The 17027-nt window shown below is 45.9% G+C and carries 15 protein-coding genes; 2 read left to right on the top strand and 13 right to left on the bottom strand.

What is annotated here, in order from left to right:
• Nucleotides 1–143: 143 nt before the first annotated feature.
• From rpoS to mazG, 11 genes are all read right to left on the bottom strand, one after another.
• Entirely contained in the window at nucleotides 144–1124 is a 981-nt protein-coding gene (gene rpoS / locus Q4Q52_RS21875) for an RNA polymerase sigma factor RpoS (RefSeq protein ID WP_106651218.1), read from the bottom strand.
• An 80-nt stretch (nucleotides 1125–1204) separates the two neighbouring features.
• A complete protein-coding gene (locus tag Q4Q52_RS21870) occupies nucleotides 1205–2101 on the bottom strand; it encodes a peptidoglycan DD-metalloendopeptidase family protein (RefSeq protein ID WP_115334139.1) in 897 nt (298 codons plus the stop codon).
• 100 nt (nucleotides 2102–2201) lie between these two features.
• Nucleotides 2202–2837, bottom strand: coding sequence for a protein-L-isoaspartate(D-aspartate) O-methyltransferase (locus Q4Q52_RS21865; protein WP_006082610.1), 636 nt, complete (start codon nucleotides 2835–2837; stop codon nucleotides 2202–2204).
• Nucleotides 2834–3583, bottom strand: a complete 750-nt coding sequence (surE, locus tag Q4Q52_RS21860) for a 5'/3'-nucleotidase SurE (protein ID WP_006086855.1) — start codon at nucleotides 3581–3583, stop codon at nucleotides 2834–2836. Before surE ends, Q4Q52_RS21865 begins: the two co-directional genes overlap by 4 nt.
• Nucleotides 3580–4713: a tRNA pseudouridine(13) synthase TruD gene (truD, locus tag Q4Q52_RS21855; protein WP_311991669.1), complete on the bottom strand. Its 1134-nt coding sequence runs from the start codon at nucleotides 4711–4713 to the stop codon at nucleotides 3580–3582. Before truD ends, surE begins: the two co-directional genes overlap by 4 nt.
• Before the next feature lie 20 nt (nucleotides 4714–4733).
• The gene (gene ispF, locus Q4Q52_RS21850; protein ID WP_106651222.1) at nucleotides 4734–5219 is read right to left on the bottom strand and encodes a 2-C-methyl-D-erythritol 2,4-cyclodiphosphate synthase; all 486 of its coding nucleotides are present in this window, start codon (nucleotides 5217–5219) and stop codon (nucleotides 4734–4736) included.
• A gap of 37 nt (nucleotides 5220–5256) precedes the next feature.
• The gene (gene ispD, locus Q4Q52_RS21845) at nucleotides 5257–6048 is read right to left on the bottom strand and encodes a 2-C-methyl-D-erythritol 4-phosphate cytidylyltransferase (RefSeq protein ID WP_311991668.1); all 792 of its coding nucleotides are present in this window, start codon (nucleotides 6046–6048) and stop codon (nucleotides 5257–5259) included.
• Nucleotides 6049–6060: 12 nt separating this feature from the next.
• Nucleotides 6061–6360, bottom strand: a complete 300-nt coding sequence (ftsB, locus tag Q4Q52_RS21840) for a cell division protein FtsB (protein ID WP_106651866.1) — start codon at nucleotides 6358–6360, stop codon at nucleotides 6061–6063.
• Nucleotides 6361–6459: 99 nt separating this feature from the next.
• The gene (gene eno, locus Q4Q52_RS21835; RefSeq protein ID WP_311991667.1) at nucleotides 6460–7755 is read right to left on the bottom strand and encodes a phosphopyruvate hydratase; all 1296 of its coding nucleotides are present in this window, start codon (nucleotides 7753–7755) and stop codon (nucleotides 6460–6462) included.
• 230 nt (nucleotides 7756–7985) lie between these two features.
• Nucleotides 7986–9623, bottom strand: a complete 1638-nt coding sequence (locus tag Q4Q52_RS21830; protein WP_106651225.1) for a CTP synthase — start codon at nucleotides 9621–9623, stop codon at nucleotides 7986–7988.
• Nucleotides 9624–9739: 116 nt separating this feature from the next.
• The gene (gene mazG / locus Q4Q52_RS21825) at nucleotides 9740–10636 is read right to left on the bottom strand and encodes a nucleoside triphosphate pyrophosphohydrolase (protein ID WP_311991666.1); all 897 of its coding nucleotides are present in this window, start codon (nucleotides 10634–10636) and stop codon (nucleotides 9740–9742) included.
• Nucleotides 10637–11164: 528 nt separating this feature from the next.
• On the opposite strand from mazG, the gene aguA reads away from it, so the two are divergent.
• Nucleotides 11165–12277, top strand: a complete 1113-nt coding sequence (gene aguA, locus Q4Q52_RS21820) for an agmatine deiminase (protein WP_311991665.1) — start codon at nucleotides 11165–11167, stop codon at nucleotides 12275–12277.
• 78 nt (nucleotides 12278–12355) lie between these two features.
• Nucleotides 12356–14062 carry an amidase gene (locus tag Q4Q52_RS21815; protein WP_311991664.1) on the top strand — a complete coding sequence of 569 codons (1707 nt, stop codon included), beginning with the start codon at nucleotides 12356–12358 and terminating at the stop codon, nucleotides 14060–14062.
• 193 nt (nucleotides 14063–14255) lie between these two features.
• On the opposite strand, the gene Q4Q52_RS21810 is transcribed toward Q4Q52_RS21815, so the two are convergent.
• A complete protein-coding gene (locus tag Q4Q52_RS21810) occupies nucleotides 14256–15320 on the bottom strand; it encodes a methionine synthase (RefSeq protein ID WP_311991663.1) in 1065 nt (354 codons plus the stop codon).
• A 55-nt stretch (nucleotides 15321–15375) separates the two neighbouring features.
• Nucleotides 15376–16350 (bottom strand): DUF1852 domain-containing protein, encoded by a 975-nt coding sequence (locus tag Q4Q52_RS21805; protein ID WP_071938340.1) that lies wholly within the window; start codon nucleotides 16348–16350, stop codon nucleotides 15376–15378.
• Nucleotides 16351–17027 lie beyond the last annotated feature (677 nt).

Below are 17027 nucleotides of genomic sequence, written 5' to 3'. Positions count from 1 at the left end.
AAATGACTAGAAACAACAACGCCCACTCTTGAGTGGGCGTTTTACTTTTATAGACTAGACCTAAGCACTAGACTAAATCACTAGACCTTAGCTAGGAGCTAGGCATAGAGATCAACGAACAACTGATCTTAGTTTCTCATTTATTAGTTTCGAAATAATGCTTCAACAGATAAACCTTGAGATCCTAACAAGTCGCGTAAACGTTTCAATGCTTCCACTTGGATTTGACGTACACGCTCACGAGTTAAACCGATTTCAGCCCCCACATCTTCGAGTGTAGAAGGTTCATAACCTAACAGACCAAAACGGCGGGCTAACACTTCTCTTTGTTTAGTGTTTAACTCATTGAGCCATTTAACCACTGAATTAGAAATATCTTCATCTTGCACTTTATAGTCAGGGCCAACGTTATCGTCATCGGCTAAAATATCCAGCAGCGCCTTGTCATTATCGCCCCCCAAAGGCGTATCAACAGAGGTGATTTTCTCATTCAGCTTAAGCATACGGCTGACATCTGCACTCGACACTTGTAGTTTTTCGGCAATTTCTTCGGCCGTTGGTTCGTGATCGAGTTTTTGTGCTAACTCGCGAGCGGTACGCAAGTAAACGTTAAGCTCTTTAACAACATGAATAGGCAAACGAATCGTACGAGTCTGATTCATAATAGCGCGCTCAATGGTTTGTCTAATCCACCAAGTCGCATAGGTTGAAAAACGGAAACCTCTTTCTGGATCAAACTTTTCAACGGCACGAATTAAACCTAAGTTGCCTTCTTCGATAAGATCAAGCAGTGCTAAACCACGATTGTTGTAACGACGGGCAATCTTTACGACCAGACGTAAATTACTTTCAATCATGCGATTACGGGATTTTGCGCAGCCTTTTAAGGCTTTACGAGAAAAGTAAACTTCTTCTTCTGCGCTAAGCAGTGGGGAAAAACCAATCTCACCAAGGTAAAGTTGAGTGGCATCAAGATTTTTTTGCAGGTCATCTTGAACCTGTTGCTCTATTCCTAGCTCTTGAACTAAGTCGGATGCAACTTCTTCTTTTTCAAGATCGAAGTCAACGGTTTCTACGGAAAAATCTACTAGTGCTTCTGCGGCAGTGCTTTTTATGCGGCTCATGATTAAATCTCCCAAACCTGATTAAACTGCTGAATTAGTGCAATTTCCTATCCTCCATTTGCCAACAAGGCCCCAAGCAATCATTGTTTGGGTAAATAAGTAAGTGGGTTTACAGACTGTCCATGGTAACGAATTTCAAAATGTAACATTACCCGATTGGCACCTGTACTGCCCATTTTTGCAACTGTCTGCCCTGCGAGGACATGTTGCTTTTCTTTGACTAAGATCTTGTCCGTATGAGCATAAGCACTAAGGTAATCGTCACTATGTTTAATAATCACTAAATTACCGTAACCCCTAAGAGCACTTCCTGCGTATACCACCCGCCCATCTGCAGCAGCTTTGATGATATCTCCCCGATTCCCCGCGATCTTAATGCCTTTATTTCCCTGCTCATTGGCAGAGTAAGTCCCGATTAACTTCCCTCTTACTGGCCACTCCCACTGACTCACACTGGTTGGTAGTGTCGAAGTCGGTGGAACCATGATCGAGTTAACATTTTGTTGGGAACTTGTTACAAGGTACGCGGGCTTAGCTTTCTGATCAAGTGTTTTTTTCAGATCATTACTTGACTTAGCGTCGGTTTGAGAAACTTGATTATCTGTTTGTTTTTTATCATTTTTACTAGAATTATTACCCGAGGAGCTCGTTTTCCTTCCATCTAAAGTTGTAGATTTGGACTGACTACTCGACTTAGCATTCGTTAAATATAAAATCTGTCCCGGGTAAATTGTATAAGGGTTATCTAACTGATTAAGTTTAGCTATTTCAGAAAAATCCTTTCCTGCTCCCCAAGAAATAGAGTAAAGCGTGTCGCCTTTCTTAACTTTATATGAATTCGATTTAATGTGGCCTTTGTTGTTTTTAGAGTAGCTATGGGAAATATTTTCGACGGGCGCGGGTCGGCTGGCCTGAAAGCTACAGCCTGCAAGCAGAAATATAAAGCAGAGGTTTAAGACTAAACCCGCATTCAACAATAAAAACTCCTTGGTGAGGCTGTATTACTGTTTATGATGAGAAAACAATGCCCTCGTTGCAAGACAAGCTGTTCAGTGGAGACAGTAGCACAACACAAGGTTAAGCTAACTCTCCATTAATCAAAGGGACAAATTTAACCGTTTCAATTGTTTCCGAACTGAAGCGGTCCGCAGTACGAGTGATTCGCATCAATTGCTGGGTATCTTCGCCGACTGGCAGAACTAACACTCCGCCCTCCGCTAATTGAGACAGTAAGGCCTCAGGTATAGTCGAAGCGGCAGCGGTCACCATAATGGCATCGAACGGGCTACGATTCGCCCAACCTAACCAGCCATCACCATATTTAAACGACACATTATGTAAATCTAGTCGTTTTAAGCGCTGTCTCGCTTGAATTTGCAAACCTTTGATGCGCTCGATAGTACAAAGCTGCGGCACCAATTGCGCCAAAATAGCTGCCTGATAACCCGATCCTGTACCCACTTCTAATACGCGCTGGGGCATCTTATGCAGTAAGAGTTCGGTCATACGGGCGACGATATAAGGCTGCGAGATGGTTTGCCCTTGGCCAATCGGTAAAGCGGTATTTTCATAGGCTTTATGGGCTAGCGCATTATCGAGAAACATTTCCCGCGGCGTATGCGATATCGCCTTTAACACGGCTTGATTGCGGATCCCCGCATCATGAAGCTTTTTAGCTAAGTTCACCGCCGATGTTAAGGCAACTCGAGTCATATTTTATCTACCCAATTTTGCAATGCCGTTAGTTGTCCGTAGGCAGTTAAATCAACCGTCAAAGGCGTAATTGACACATAGCCATTGGCGATAGCATGAAAATCAGTGCCCTCTGTGGCGTCCTGCTCTTGTCCTGGTGGGCCGAGCCAGAAGATCTCACGTCCAGCGGGATCTTGCGTTCGTACTATACCTTCAGCCTTATGACGAGCGCCAAGGCGAGTCACTTTAATGCCTTTGATTTGATCAAGCGGCAAGTCTGGCACATTCACATTTAAAATCTGATCCTTTGCCAAAGGCTGGGCCAACAAGCCTTGGACTATTCGCCGAGCGTAAACAGCCGCCGATTGATAATGTTCGAATTTGCGGCCATTGAGCGAAATCGCTACCGCAGGAAAACCTAAAAAGCGCCCTTCCATCGCGGCGGCGACAGTCCCCGAATACAAGGTATCATCGCCCATGTTCGCGCCCGCATTGATACCAGACACCACCATATCGGGTTCGCCATCGTACAATTCTCGGATAGCCAAATGCACACAATCAGTCGGTGTACCGTGAACAGAAATGTAACCGTTATCTAACCTATTAATTCTTAATGGATTAGTCAAGGTTAATGAATTGCTCGCACCAGAACAATTACGATCTGGCCCCACTGTCAGCACAGTCGCAATTTCGGTCAAGGCCTCAGTTAAGGCTTTGATCCCCGGAGCATTAACCCCATCATCGTTGCTCACTAAGATGCGGATCATGACTCTGCTTCAGTGTTAGGCGCAGCTTCAGTCTTAGTTTCAATTGTATCAGCCGCAACGTTAGCATTCGTTGCCTCGGGTGCAGGCTCCAGCACCAGTGTCGCTTGCCATTGCTGCTCTTTAACATCTTGATAATTGACTAACTCTCTCAACAAGGATGTGGCAAAACTGCCCGCAGGCAACACAAATTCCAACACGAGACCATCGGCGGTTTGTTCGTATTTAAGGGCTTGGGGCTCAAGCAGTAACGGACGACGCTCTTGCTCTAATCCCGCATGTTCAAGGCCATAGCAATCGTCAGCCAACTCACTCATGGCCAAGGTTTCCACCGCAGCAGCTTCGCCTTGAGGCAGCATCATGCCGCGGCCCCATAATGGTGCTGATAGTTGAATGTCTTTTTCAATCAGACGTTTCAATACGATGAGATCCCATTCAGGCGTAACGAAGAAGCTTTTGCTGCCCGCCAACATCACACAATCACCCGCTAGCGGCTTAGTGCCATGGTTGGCTAAACGATACGACACTACAGTGTTAAACAGATTTGAGCGCACCGCAGACAAATACATGCTGCGCTTATTTCTATCTTTGACTTTTTTACCCGCCATCATTTGGCGACCAAAAACTAAGTTTTTACCATCGTGACCAAAGCGTTGCTCACCAAAGTAATTGGGCACGCCCACTTGAGCGACCTTTTCGATGCGGCTGATAATGTCTTCGACTTGGGTGACATTTCTAAGGGTAAGAATAAAACGGTTACCGACTAAAGCACCAATTCGCAGTTTTTTGCTGTGACGGCTGCTCGACAATATAGTCAAACGCTCACTATTGAGATCTTTCCAAGTAGGCGTTTCTTTGCCCGGAATACGCACACCGAACCATTGTTCTGTGATGGCATTTTTATCTTTTTGCCCAGCGTAGGTCACTTCCTTTGGATGCACCTTAGCGAACTTAGCGATCATTTCAGCGACTTGTACTGTATTTAGCCCTTCTTTGCGTACATGCAGCATGTGATGTTCACCTTCACCCGTTGGGCTAAAAGGCAAAATCTCTTTCACGATAAAATCGCTATTTTGGGTTCTTAGATCTGCTGTACCTAAAGGCTTGCCATACAGATAATGTAATTCGCTCATGGGACTTTTTTACTCTTAAGTTAATCGTGTTTACGGGTCATCAATACCACGGCTTCTACCGCAATACCTTCTTTACGCCCGGTAAATCCTAGCTTTTCTGTCGTGGTCGCTTTGACATTAATATCGTCAAGTTCCGCGGTTAAATCGGCGGCCAATATCTGGCGCATTGCCTCAATGTGCGGCGCCATTTTAGGGGCTTGCGCTATGATAGTGACGTCAAGATTCCCTAGCACAAAGCCTTTCGCCCTCGCTAAAGCATAGCAATGACGTAACAATACGCGGCTATCGGCACCTTTATAGGCGGTATCTGTGTCGGGGAAATGTTTACCTATATCGCCCAGCGCTAGCGCACCGAGGATCGCATCGGAAATCGCATGCAATACCACATCACCATCGGAGTGAGCAACGAGACCTGTTTCATAGGGCACTTCCACACCACACAAAATTAATGGGCGTGTTTCGCCAAATTTATGCACATCGAAACCATGGCCGATACGGATTTTCATTTAATATTCCTAACGTATTATTTTACTTTGATTATGACTATTTTGCGGCACGCATTAAAAACAGTTCGGCCAATCCCAAATCATCGGGGTGCGTCACTTTTATATTGTCAGCACGGCCCGAAACGAGTCCAGGTGAAATGCCTGCCCATTCCATCGCCGAAGCCTCATCTGTGACTACCGCACCTGCCGCCAGAGCGGCATTGAGGTAATCTTTGAGTTGCGCGGCCTGAAATAACTGCGGCGTCAATGCATGCCATAAATTATCGCGGCAGACAGTGGCACTGATTTCACCCTGTTTATTGGCGCGCTTCATGGTATCGCGCACAGGCATAGCCAAAATAGCACCTTGGGGAAATTGCACTCTGGATGCGAGTAGCTTGTCGATATCCGTCGCGGTTAAACAAGGTCTTGCCGCATCATGCACTAAGGCCCAACTGTGCTCGGGCGCAATTTGCAGCGCCGCCAACACAGAATCTGCGCGCTCACCGCCACCTAATACTGTGGTCAATTTAGGATGTGCGGCCTGTGACAGGGTATTGAAGATAGTATCATTCGGATGTAAGGCAACGATGACGTGGGAAATGTGCGTGTGAGACAACAGCTTATCTAAAGTATGGCCGAGAATACTCTGGCCGCACACTTCAAGATATTGTTTAGGTCTGTCGGCGCCCATGCGACTACCAATGCCCGCAGCGGGAACGATAGCCACCACAGCTTGAGTGCTATGCTCAGCTTGGCGCTGCAATTCAGTTTGCATTACCGGCTCAGATTGACTGCCTGGATTGGATTGTTCGCTTAATCCAAGATCTAAATGTCCTAGCTCTGACATCCTAACTCCATATTACTGGGATGGACTCGATACTGAGCGATCACCACCCACGACGCGATAGAAGGTTTCACCTTCTTTGACCATGCCAAGTTCGTTACGCGCACGTTCTTCTATGGCTTCGGTACCACTTTTCAAATCGATGATTTCTTCCTTCAGCACTTGGTTACGCTCATTGAGTTTGGCGTTACCTTCTTGCTGCACGGCAATTTGTTTTTGCAGGACGAAATATTCAGGAAGACTATTATCTCCCGACCAAAGACGAAATTGCAGCAAACCGAGTAGCACTATGAGTGCAATGACAAAAAATTTCATGGAGGAATTAGCGTCAGTATCTTGGATTAAAAAAATATACAGCAGATAGTACAACAAAAAAGGCCACCAAGTGGTGGCCTTTTTACATCAAAGTTTAAATTACGCCTGACCTTTGATCTCTTTCAAACCACGGTATGGGGCTTTTTCACCTAATTGCTCTTCGATGCGCAGCAATTGGTTGTATTTAGCAACACGGTCAGAACGACACAGTGAACCGGTTTTGATTTGGCCAGCAGCAGTACCTACGGCTAAGTCAGCAATAGTTGAATCTTCAGTTTCACCACTACGGTGTGAAATCACCGCTGTGTAACCCGCTTCTTTCGCCATGCGAATGGCCGCTAAAGTCTCAGTCAATGAACCGATTTGGTTGAATTTGATAAGGATTGAGTTAGCAATACCGTTTTCGATACCACGGGTTAAGATTTTAGTGTTGGTAACGAATAAATCGTCGCCCACTAATTGGATCTTGTCGCCCATGATTTGAGTTTGGTAAGCCCAACCATCCCAATCTGACTCGTCTAAGCCGTCTTCGATAGACACGATTGGATATTGGTCAGCCAATGATTTTAAGAAATCAGAGAAACCGTTCGAGTCGAATACTTTGCCTTCGCCCGCTAAATCGTATTTGCCGTCTTTGTAGAATTCAGATGCGGCGCAATCCAGCGCTAAGGTCACATCAGTACCTAACTTGTAGCCAGCCAGTTCAACCGCTTCTTTGATAATGGCTAACGCATCAGCGTTTGAGGCTAAGTTAGGTGCAAAACCACCTTCATCACCCACAGAAGTGCTTAGACCTTTGTCGTGCAATACTTTTTTCAGCGTATGGAAGATTTCAGCGCCCATGCGCAGTGCTTCACGGAAGGTTTTCGCGCCAACAGGTTGCACCATGAATTCTTGGATATCAACGTTGTTATCCGCGTGCTCGCCACCGTTTAAGATGTTCATCATAGGCACAGGCATAGAATATTGACCTGGTGTACCGTTCAATTCAGCGATGTGCGCGTATAAAGGAATACCTTTAAATGCTGCAGCCGCTTTGGCAGCCGCTAAAGACACAGCCAGAATCGCGTTTGCGCCTAACTTGTCTTTGTTTTCTGTGCCGTCTAAGTCGATCATGATTTGATCAAGCTCAGCTTGTGCAGTGGCATATTTGCCTAATAATGCAGCGCGGATGACGCCGTTTACGTTAGCAACAGCTGTTAATACGCCTTTGCCTAAATAACGGCTCTTATCGCCATCACGTAATTCTAACGCTTCGCGGCTACCGGTCGATGCGCCAGAAGGCGCCGCAGCCATACCGACAAAACCACCTTCTAAATGCACTTCGGCTTCAACAGTTGGGTTACCACGAGAATCCATAATCTCGCGACCAATCACGTTAATAATCTTAGCCATAACACCCTCGATTTAAGTTTAAAGATAAAAGAAAAAACCAATACCTATGGGAATAAATGGAAGTCACATACCGCAGAAAATAACAAAATTCCATTTACGGTTTGCGTCCATACAGATGCAACTGATACGCATGCTGTTTATACCCAGAGGTATTAAGTTCTTATGTTTCAAGTAGCGATGAGTGTAACAAAAGGCCGGCCCCACTGTCGCGGGTCCGGCCTCAAATATTTTTACTTCAGATCACGTTTTTGATGCGCACTTGCCGCAGCAATAAACCCTTCGAACAATGGGTGACCATCGCGCGGAGTTGAGGTGAATTCAGGATGGAATTGACCTGCTACAAACCATGGGTGATCTTTTAATTCGATCATTTCCACCAGCTTACGATCAGAAGACAAACCGCTGAAGATCATGCCAGCTTGTTCTAAACGCTCTCTGTATTTGTTGTTCACTTCGTAACGATGACGGTGACGTTCTACACAGCTAGTCCCTTTGTAGGCTTGGGCCGCTTTCGAACCATCGAGTAAATGACACAATTGAGCGCCTAAACGCATAGTGCCACCTAAGTCAGACGCTTCATGGCGCTGCTCGACGTTACCTTCTTCGTCAATCCATTCAGTGATCAAACCCACGACAGGGAATGGTGTTTCTTTATTGAACTCAGTTGAATGTGCATCAGCCATGCCGGCAACATTACGCGCAAATTCAATCAGGGCAACTTGCATACCTAAACAAATACCAAAATAAGGTAGATTGTTTTCACGGGCAAATTTTGCCGCCAGTATCTTACCTTCAACACCACGCTCGCCAAAACCGCCTGGTACTAAGATACCGTCTAAGCCCTGTAAGACTTCTTCGCCTTTGGCTTCTACGGTTTGTGAGTCAATGTACTTGATAGTCACTGATACGCGGTTTTTAAGGCCAGCGTGTTTTAATGCTTCGTTAACTGACTTATAGGCATCTGGCAGTTCAATGTATTTACCCACCATACCAATAACGACTTCGCCGTTTGGATTAGCTTCTTGATAAATCACATTTTCCCACTCAGACAGATCCGCTTCGCGGCATTCTAAGCCGAAACGCTTAACTACTAAGTCATCCAAACCTTGCGAACGTAACAAAGCTGGGATTTTATAAATACTATCAACATCTTTTAATGAAATAACCGCACGCTCTTCGACGTTACAGAACAGCGAAATTTTGGCTTTTTCATTCGCAGGAATCGCACGATCACCACGGCAAACCAGCACATCTGGTGCAATACCGATAGAACGCAGCTCTTTCACTGAGTGTTGAGTTGGCTTAGTTTTCACTTCGCCAGCCGCGCCTAAGAAAGGCACTAAGGTTAAATGCATGAAAAGAGTACGATCACGACCCAGCTCAACACCGAGCTGACGGATAGACTCTAGGAACGGCAAAGATTCGATATCACCCACAGTACCGCCGATTTCGACGATAGCCACATCATGGCCTTCGCCACCAGCTAATACTTTTTCTTTAATCGCATTAGTGATGTGTGGGATAACCTGAATGGTTGCGCCCAAATAATCACCACGACGTTCTTTACGTAATACTTCTTCGTAAATACGACCAGTAGTGAAGTTGTTACGACGATTCATCTTAGTACGGATGAAACGCTCGTAGTGACCCAAGTCAAGATCTGTTTCTGCACCGTCTTCAGTAACAAATACTTCGCCATGTTGGGTTGGGCTCATGGTACCCGGATCAACGTTAATGTAAGGGTCCAGTTTCATGATGGTTACATTGAGACCGCGGGCCTCTAAAATTGCAGCTAATGATGCTGCTGCAATGCCTTTACCTAGTGATGAAACAACGCCACCAGTAACGAAGATATACCTTGTAGTCATGCTGAACCTGAGAAAATGAGTTTGAAAATACGTGCTTGTAAGAAAGCACTAGGACGGGGCAGTAGTATACCAAAGGCGGCGCGATTCGACAAACACCAATCAGGATAATTTGCCGTTTATCTCGTCTCTGTCGCTTTTACTTGGTCCCAATAGGCATCAAGCTCCATTAATGTGTGCTCTTGCATGCTTTTACCGCTCTCACTCGCCAACTGTTCTACGCCGCGAAAACGGCGTTCAAATTTAAGGTTGGCTTGACGCAACGCTTGCTCTGGATCGACCTTAAGATGACGGGCTAGATTCACCACGGCAAATAATAAGTCGCCCATTTCGGACTGCACTTTCGCTTGGTCTTGATCGGGTTGATTAACTTCATGCAAGACTTCATCGATCTCTTCATGGATTTTAGCGACCACGGGTTCAAGCTCTGCCCAATCAAACCCAACTCGCGCTACTCTTTGCTGAATTTTGATTGAGCGCGACAGCGCAGGTTGGGTACGCGGAATATTGTCTAACGCAGAAACCACAGTATCAGCTTGGGTTTCACCCGCCACTTGCTGCGCCTTTTGCTCACGTTCAGTCGCTTTAATCGCCTCCCAATTGGCTTTCATCGCTTGGGCACTATCGCCTATTTGCGGATTTTGCTCACCAAACACATGGGGATGACGGCGGGTCAACTTGTCGCTGATTTTCTCAATCACAGTAGCAAAATCAAACAACCCCTGCTCTTTACCAAGCTGACAATAGAATACGATTTGAAATAATAAATCCCCAAGTTCATCGGGTAACTCATCCCAGGCTAAGCGCTCTATGGTATCGGCAACCTCATAGGCTTCCTCTAAGGTAAAGGGCACTATGGTTTTATACGTTTGTGCTTTATCCCAAGGACAGCCCGTGTGCGGATCACGCAGTTTTTCCATTATTTTAAGTAGCGGCTCAACATCTGTAGCAGAAAGGCCCGTTACAGAAAGTCCCGAGGTCGAAAATGAAGTTAATGGCTCAGTGTGAGAAGTCATGCTGATATCCTTAAAAGATAAATACTTAAACGGACTAATGCTGAGGATGAACAAAAAGAATACGCCTCAGCAGTGCTTGTTAATGAAAGGCTATAATAACGCGATGATAAGCGAGGTCACATAAAAGCGCTATTTTGATCCCGAGATCAGATCTTAGGGTTCTTATTTAATAGGTCTTATTTTAACTAAAAGTGCATTCGCGCCATGTAGTGGTGAAATTCACCCAAAGAGCAATAAACTGACGACTTAACGACTCAACAAATTCTCATCTATGTCCTGCATACAAGTATTTAGCGCAAGCCATCTTAAATGATAAGATACGCAGCAATATTTCAATGAAGCTAAAACTCACTGAGTGAAGACCTAACAATTTCGGCCTAACTATATATGTGATGTATGCATGTTATAAGTACCGCTTAATGAATACGGTCATTCGATTTATTTGATTATGTTAGGTGTATTTCTATTCTGTCGCCCAAAATGGGGCGTACCCCCTTATAGATTTGAGCATTACTGGAGACAAAATTCATGACAAACGCGAATGTGGATGCCACGCCGTTAACGACTAAGCCATCTCAAGATGGTTTTTATATGCCCGCCGAATGGGCAGCGCAGCAAGCGGTGTGGATGATTTGGCCATATCGTCCTGATAACTGGCGCTCTGCAGGCGCTTATGCTCAGGCGACCTTTGCTAAGGTGGCCGATGCCATTGGTGGTGCAACTCCTGTGTATATGGGTGTACCTAAAGCCTTTTTAGCGGAAGCTCAAAAGGTGATGCCATCGCACGTCACTTTGGTTGAAATGGACAGTAACGATTGCTGGGCCCGTGACACAGGGCCAACCGTAGTTGTGAATGATAATGGCGAATGCCGTGGCGTTGACTGGGGCTTTAACGCTTGGGGCGGCCATAACGGTGGTTTGTACTTCCCATGGGATAAGGACGAACAAGTTGCACAGCAAATGCTTAAACAACATGGGTTTGCCCGTTACAGCGCGCCGCTGATCCTCGAAGGGGGTTCTATCCATGTTGACGGTGAAGGCACCTGTATGACGAGTGCCGAATGTTTACTCAACGCCAACCGCAACCCAGATCTGACGAAAGAACAGATTGAAGACTTACTACGTGACTATTTGAATGTTAAGCAGTTTATCTGGTTGCAAGATGGTGTGTATATGGATGAGACCGATGGTCATATCGACAACATGTGCTGTTTTTCTCGCCCAGGCGAAGTGATTTTGCACTGGACTGATGATGAAACCGATCCCCAGTATCCGCGCTCAAAAGCTGCGCTAGATGTGCTGCAAAATACCGTGGATGCACAAGGCCGTAAGTTAAAAATCCATCTGTTGCCACAACCGGGTCCGCTGTATTGCACCGAAGAGGAATCAAAAGGTGTGACAGAAGGCACTGGCGTGCCACGCACGGCGGGTGAGCGCTTAGCGGGTTCTTATGTGAACTTTTTAATCACCAATAATCGTATCGTTTTCCCGCTACTTGATCCTGCCACCGACGATATCGCCGCGCAAAAACTGCAGGAAATTTTCCCCGAGTATGAGATTGTCGGTGTGCCAGCCCGCGAAATCCTATTAGGTGGTGGCAATATCCATTGTATTACCCAACAGATCCCCTCTGGAAAGTAAGTCAACCTAAGGAGAACACTATGACCATTGATGTCACTGTTGTTGCAACACAATTGGCTTTCAGCGGGAGGGCGTAAGATGTTTGAAGTCACTGAAGTTTCTATTGCCGAGCTGCGTGCAGCACTCGAATCCGGCCACATCACAGCAGTGGAGCTGGTGAAGTCTTATCTCGCACGGGTTGAGGCGTATGACGGCCCAGCTACGCAGACTAAGCTTAATGCGTTAGTGGTCCACAATCCCGATGCGCTCAAAGAAGCTGAGGCGTCAGATGCGCGCCGCGCCCGTGGTGAAACCTTAAGCCCACTTGAGGGTATTACGTATACCGCTAAGGACAGCTATCTAGTGAAGGGGCTGACGGCGGCGTCTGGCAGCCCAGCCTTTAAGGATTTAGTGGCGCAATACGATGCCTTCGCCGTTGAGCGCCTACGCGCCGCGGGTGCTATTTGCTTAGGCAAAACCAATATGCCACCCATGGCCAATGGCGGTATGCAGCGTGGTCACTATGGCCGCGCTGAAAGCCCATACAATGCTGAGTATCTTACTGCACCATTCGCTTCTGGCTCTTCCAATGGCGCTGGCACGGGCACTGCGGCGAGCTACTCATCATTTGGCCTTGCCGAAGAGACTTGGTCGAGTGGCCGTGGTCCGGCATCGAACAACGGTTTGTGTGCCTATACGCCGTCACGGGGCGTGATTTCCGTGCGCGGTAACTGGCCGTTAACGCCGACCATGGATGTCGTCGTGCCTTATACCCGCACTATGGCCGATATGCTTGAAGTGTTGGATGTCATTGTGGCCGATGACCCAATTACCCGTGGCGACCTCTGGCGTCTACAAACTTGGGTCGAAATTCCCAAAGCATCAAGTGTCCGTCCAGCATCTTATCTGGAGCTTGCCGCTCAAGCAGACACACTTAAAGGTAAGCGTTTTGGTGTGCCGCGCATGTACATCAATAAGGATGAATTGGCGGGAACCAGCGAAAACCCAGGTATCGGTGGCCCAACGGGTCAACGTATTCATACCCGCCAATCGGTTATCGATTTGTGGGAAGCGGCACGTAAAGCCTTAGAAGCTGCTGGCGCAGAAGTGATTGAAGTTGATTTTCCGCTGGTTTCCAATTGCGAAGGTGACCGCCCCGGCGCGCCGACCGTGTTTAACCGTGGCATAGTCACGCCCCAATTCCTCCATGATGAATTATGGGAACTCTCGGGTTGGGCATTCGATGAATTCCTGCGTGCTAACAATGACCCTAAACTCAACAAACTTGCTGATGTTGTTGGGCATTTGATTTTCCCCCACGACTTAGGCACCTTGCCAAACCGTGAAGGTGACTTAGCGGCAGGCATGGAAGAGTACGTCAACATGGCTAAGCGTGGTCTTAAATCCTATGACCAGATCGACAGTATTCCCGATGGTCTGCGTGGCTTAGAGAAGACGCGTAAGCTAGATCTAGAAGACTGGATGGACGGACTTAAGCTTGATGCCGTGCTGTTCCCAACGGTGGCAGATGTCGGCCCTGCGGATGCCCATGTGAATCCGGCTTCAGCCGATATCGCTTGGAGCAACGGAGTTTGGGTCGCAAACGGAAACCTCGCGATTCGTCACTTAGGGGTACCAACTGTGACTGTGCCTATGGGCGTGATGGCCGATATTGGCATGCCAGTGGGGTTAACCTTCGCGGGCCGTGCCTATGACGACAATAACCTGCTGAAATTTGCAGGTGCATTTGAGTCGACAGGTGAAAGGCGCATGATCCCGCCGCGCACGCCAAAGCTTGGTGAATAAGCGCCAAGAAAATGCATAAACCTAAGCATTAAATGTAAGTACTAAATGCATGAGCTTAGAAATGAAAACGGGATTGGCATCAATTTGCCAATCCCGTTTTTTTAATACCGACGTCGATACCCTTTCAACAAAGCAAGACTCATACTGCTATAAAACATGCTGCAGTAAAAAAGACAGCAGCACTTATCGCGTCTTATCTTAATGCCAAGAGTTCTTTTCTGACGATCTCTGCGCCTGCACTCAAAGCATTGAGTTTGCCTCTTGCGACTTGATGAGATAAAGGCGTCATGCCGCAGTTGGTACAAGGATAGAGCTTGTCAGCATCGACAAATTTAAGGGCTTTTCGTAGGGTGTCAGCCACTTCCTCTGCGGTTTCAATCGTGTCGGTGGCAACATCAATCGCGCCGACCATGACTTTTTTACCGCGAATGAGTTCAAGTAGCTCCATTGGCACATGGGAGTTGTGACATTCTAGCGAGATGATATCGATATTAGACTTTTGCAGTTTAGGAAATGCTTCTTCATATTGGCGCCACTCTGAGCCCAAGGTTTTTTTCCAATCTGTATTGGCTTTGATGCCATAACCATAACATATGTGTACCGCAGTTTCGCATTTAAGCCCTTCAATGGCTCTTTCTAAACACGCAATCCCCCAATCGTTTACCTCATCAAAAAACACATTAAAAGCAGGCTCATCAAATTGGATAATATCAACCCCCGCCGCTTCTAATTCTTTGGCTTCCTCATTAAGAATTTTGGCAAATTCCCACGCGAGCTTTTCGCGGCTTTTATAATGGTCATCATAAAGCGTATCTATCATTGTCATTGGGCCAGGCAGAGCCCATTTAATCGGTTGCGTGGTTTGCTTGCGTAAAAATTTGGCATCTTCAACAAAAACGGACTTTTGGCGACTCACTGGGCCGACAACCGTGGGTACACTCGCATCATAACGATCGCGAATTTTCACGGTTTTACGTTTTGAAAAATCAACGCCGTTGAGGTGCTCAATAAAGGTAGTGACAAAATGTTGCCGCGTTTGCTCGCCATCACTAACAATATCAATCCCTGCGTGTTGTTGATCCTGTAATGACAAACGCAGTGCATCGTGTTTACCTGCAATTAATTCCTCACCTTGTAATTTCCAAGGAGACCAAAGTGTTTGAGGCTCTGCTAGCCACACAGGTTTAGGCAAACTGCCTGCCGTTGAAGTCGGTAACAGGGTTTGGTTAAGCGGTGTTTTATTAAGTAGTGTTGTCATGATATTGATGCCGTATTGGGTTAATTATTGAGCGTGACGATTAAGTGCAGAGCGACTAAACGAAATTAGCAGACCATTGTTCAAAAAACTTTTGGTAGGGTTTGATAAAGTACTCCGCGGCAAATTTGCCTTGCTCATTCGCCAATTGGCTACGTTCTGCTCGATCATAAACAATTTGAGTCAGTGAATGATCCAGATTTTTCAAATTAGGTTGATAGCATTTCCCTGCAACAGCATTGGCATTATAAATCTCAGGGCGATAGATTTTTTGAAAGGTGCCCATAGTGCTGATGGTGCTTATCAACTCAAGATGAGTGTAATCATTCAGTAAATCACCAAAGAAATAAAAAGCTAAAGGCGCCACGCTATTTGGCGGCATAAAATAGCGCACCTGTAAGCCCATTTTTTTGAAATATTGCTCAGTTAAAGACGATTCATTTGGCTGATATTCAACCCCTAATACGGGATGCTGATTCTCAATTCTATGGTAGGTTTTATTATCCGAAACACTGAGACAGATAACCGGTGGCTTATTAAAATTCTGTTTATAAGCATCAGAATTAACAAAAGACTGAAATAGCTTGCCATGAAGACCACCAAAATCATCTGGAATACTAAATTTGGCTTGTCCCTTATTATGCTCTGCCAGTAACACGCTAAAGTCATAATCGCGTACGTAAGATGAAAAGTTATTACCTACAATGCCTTCAATACGTTTATTGGTTTTATGATCAACAATATTGGTTTTCAAAACTTCAATCGATGGGAAGGTTTGACCACTGCCGTCAATATCCAGATTAACGGAAATGATTTCAAGTTCGACAGTATAACGATCGCCTTTGGGGTTATCCCAATGCGCTAAGGCATTAAAACTGTTATCAATCATCTTTAACGCGTTGCGTAAGTTCGCTTGGCGATGACTGCCTCTGGCCAAATTAGCAAAGTTGGTCGTGATACGCGTCTTGTCTGAGGGATGATAATTTTCATCAAGACAAATGCTGTTAATCGTAAATGTAAAATGCTTATTCATAGTGATCCAGTATCCCATTGTCTGATTTCAAACCTGAGTTTATGCCCTGCGCTTCTAGCTTCTAGACCCGACTCTGATAGACATTATTCGTGTTCTGTCTGAGTTTCTGTCCTGAGGTTCTTACTCAGTTGTCTCACAGTCGTTTAGGGGCGACTTACTTTTAACTTAAGTGCCGATGACTTTAGTCCTGATGGCTTAGCTAGGATGCAACTTCAAGCTTGTCTAATATTTCGCTTGGAGTCATTTATACGTGGTTCGACACATGAACAAAAACGGTTTTATTTCACATACAACATGAGCCATATTCATGATCAATTAGCATGGCGTTGTGGATTAACCTGAAATCGGGATTGGGAAAAGCAGGAAAGCAGAAAAGCAGGAGCAGCAATATGTTTTCGAGTTAGTTCTCCTAGAGCCGGCTTGTAATAGCCGATTACACATATTTTCCCAAAGCTCGTTGTATTACCTGTTGCGCGATATTCATTGTCATTGTGTCCCCAGTGCCTCGCCACCTCTTTGTTTAACAAAAAGCGTCCCTGAGGGCTCTACTAAAACATATCCTATTTTAGAAGGTCACTGGTGCAACAATGCCAATCTTAACTAACACTTCTGCTGTTCGTTCAGCTAAAAAGCTATTGCCCCAAAGCAAGATAACTTTGTTGTCAGTTTGCAGCATG

The organism is Shewanella sp. SP1S2-4, assembly GCF_031932075.1.
Lineage (GTDB): Bacteria > Pseudomonadota > Gammaproteobacteria > Enterobacterales > Shewanellaceae > Shewanella > Shewanella baltica.
This window is presented reverse-complemented; position numbering and strand designations above follow the sequence as displayed.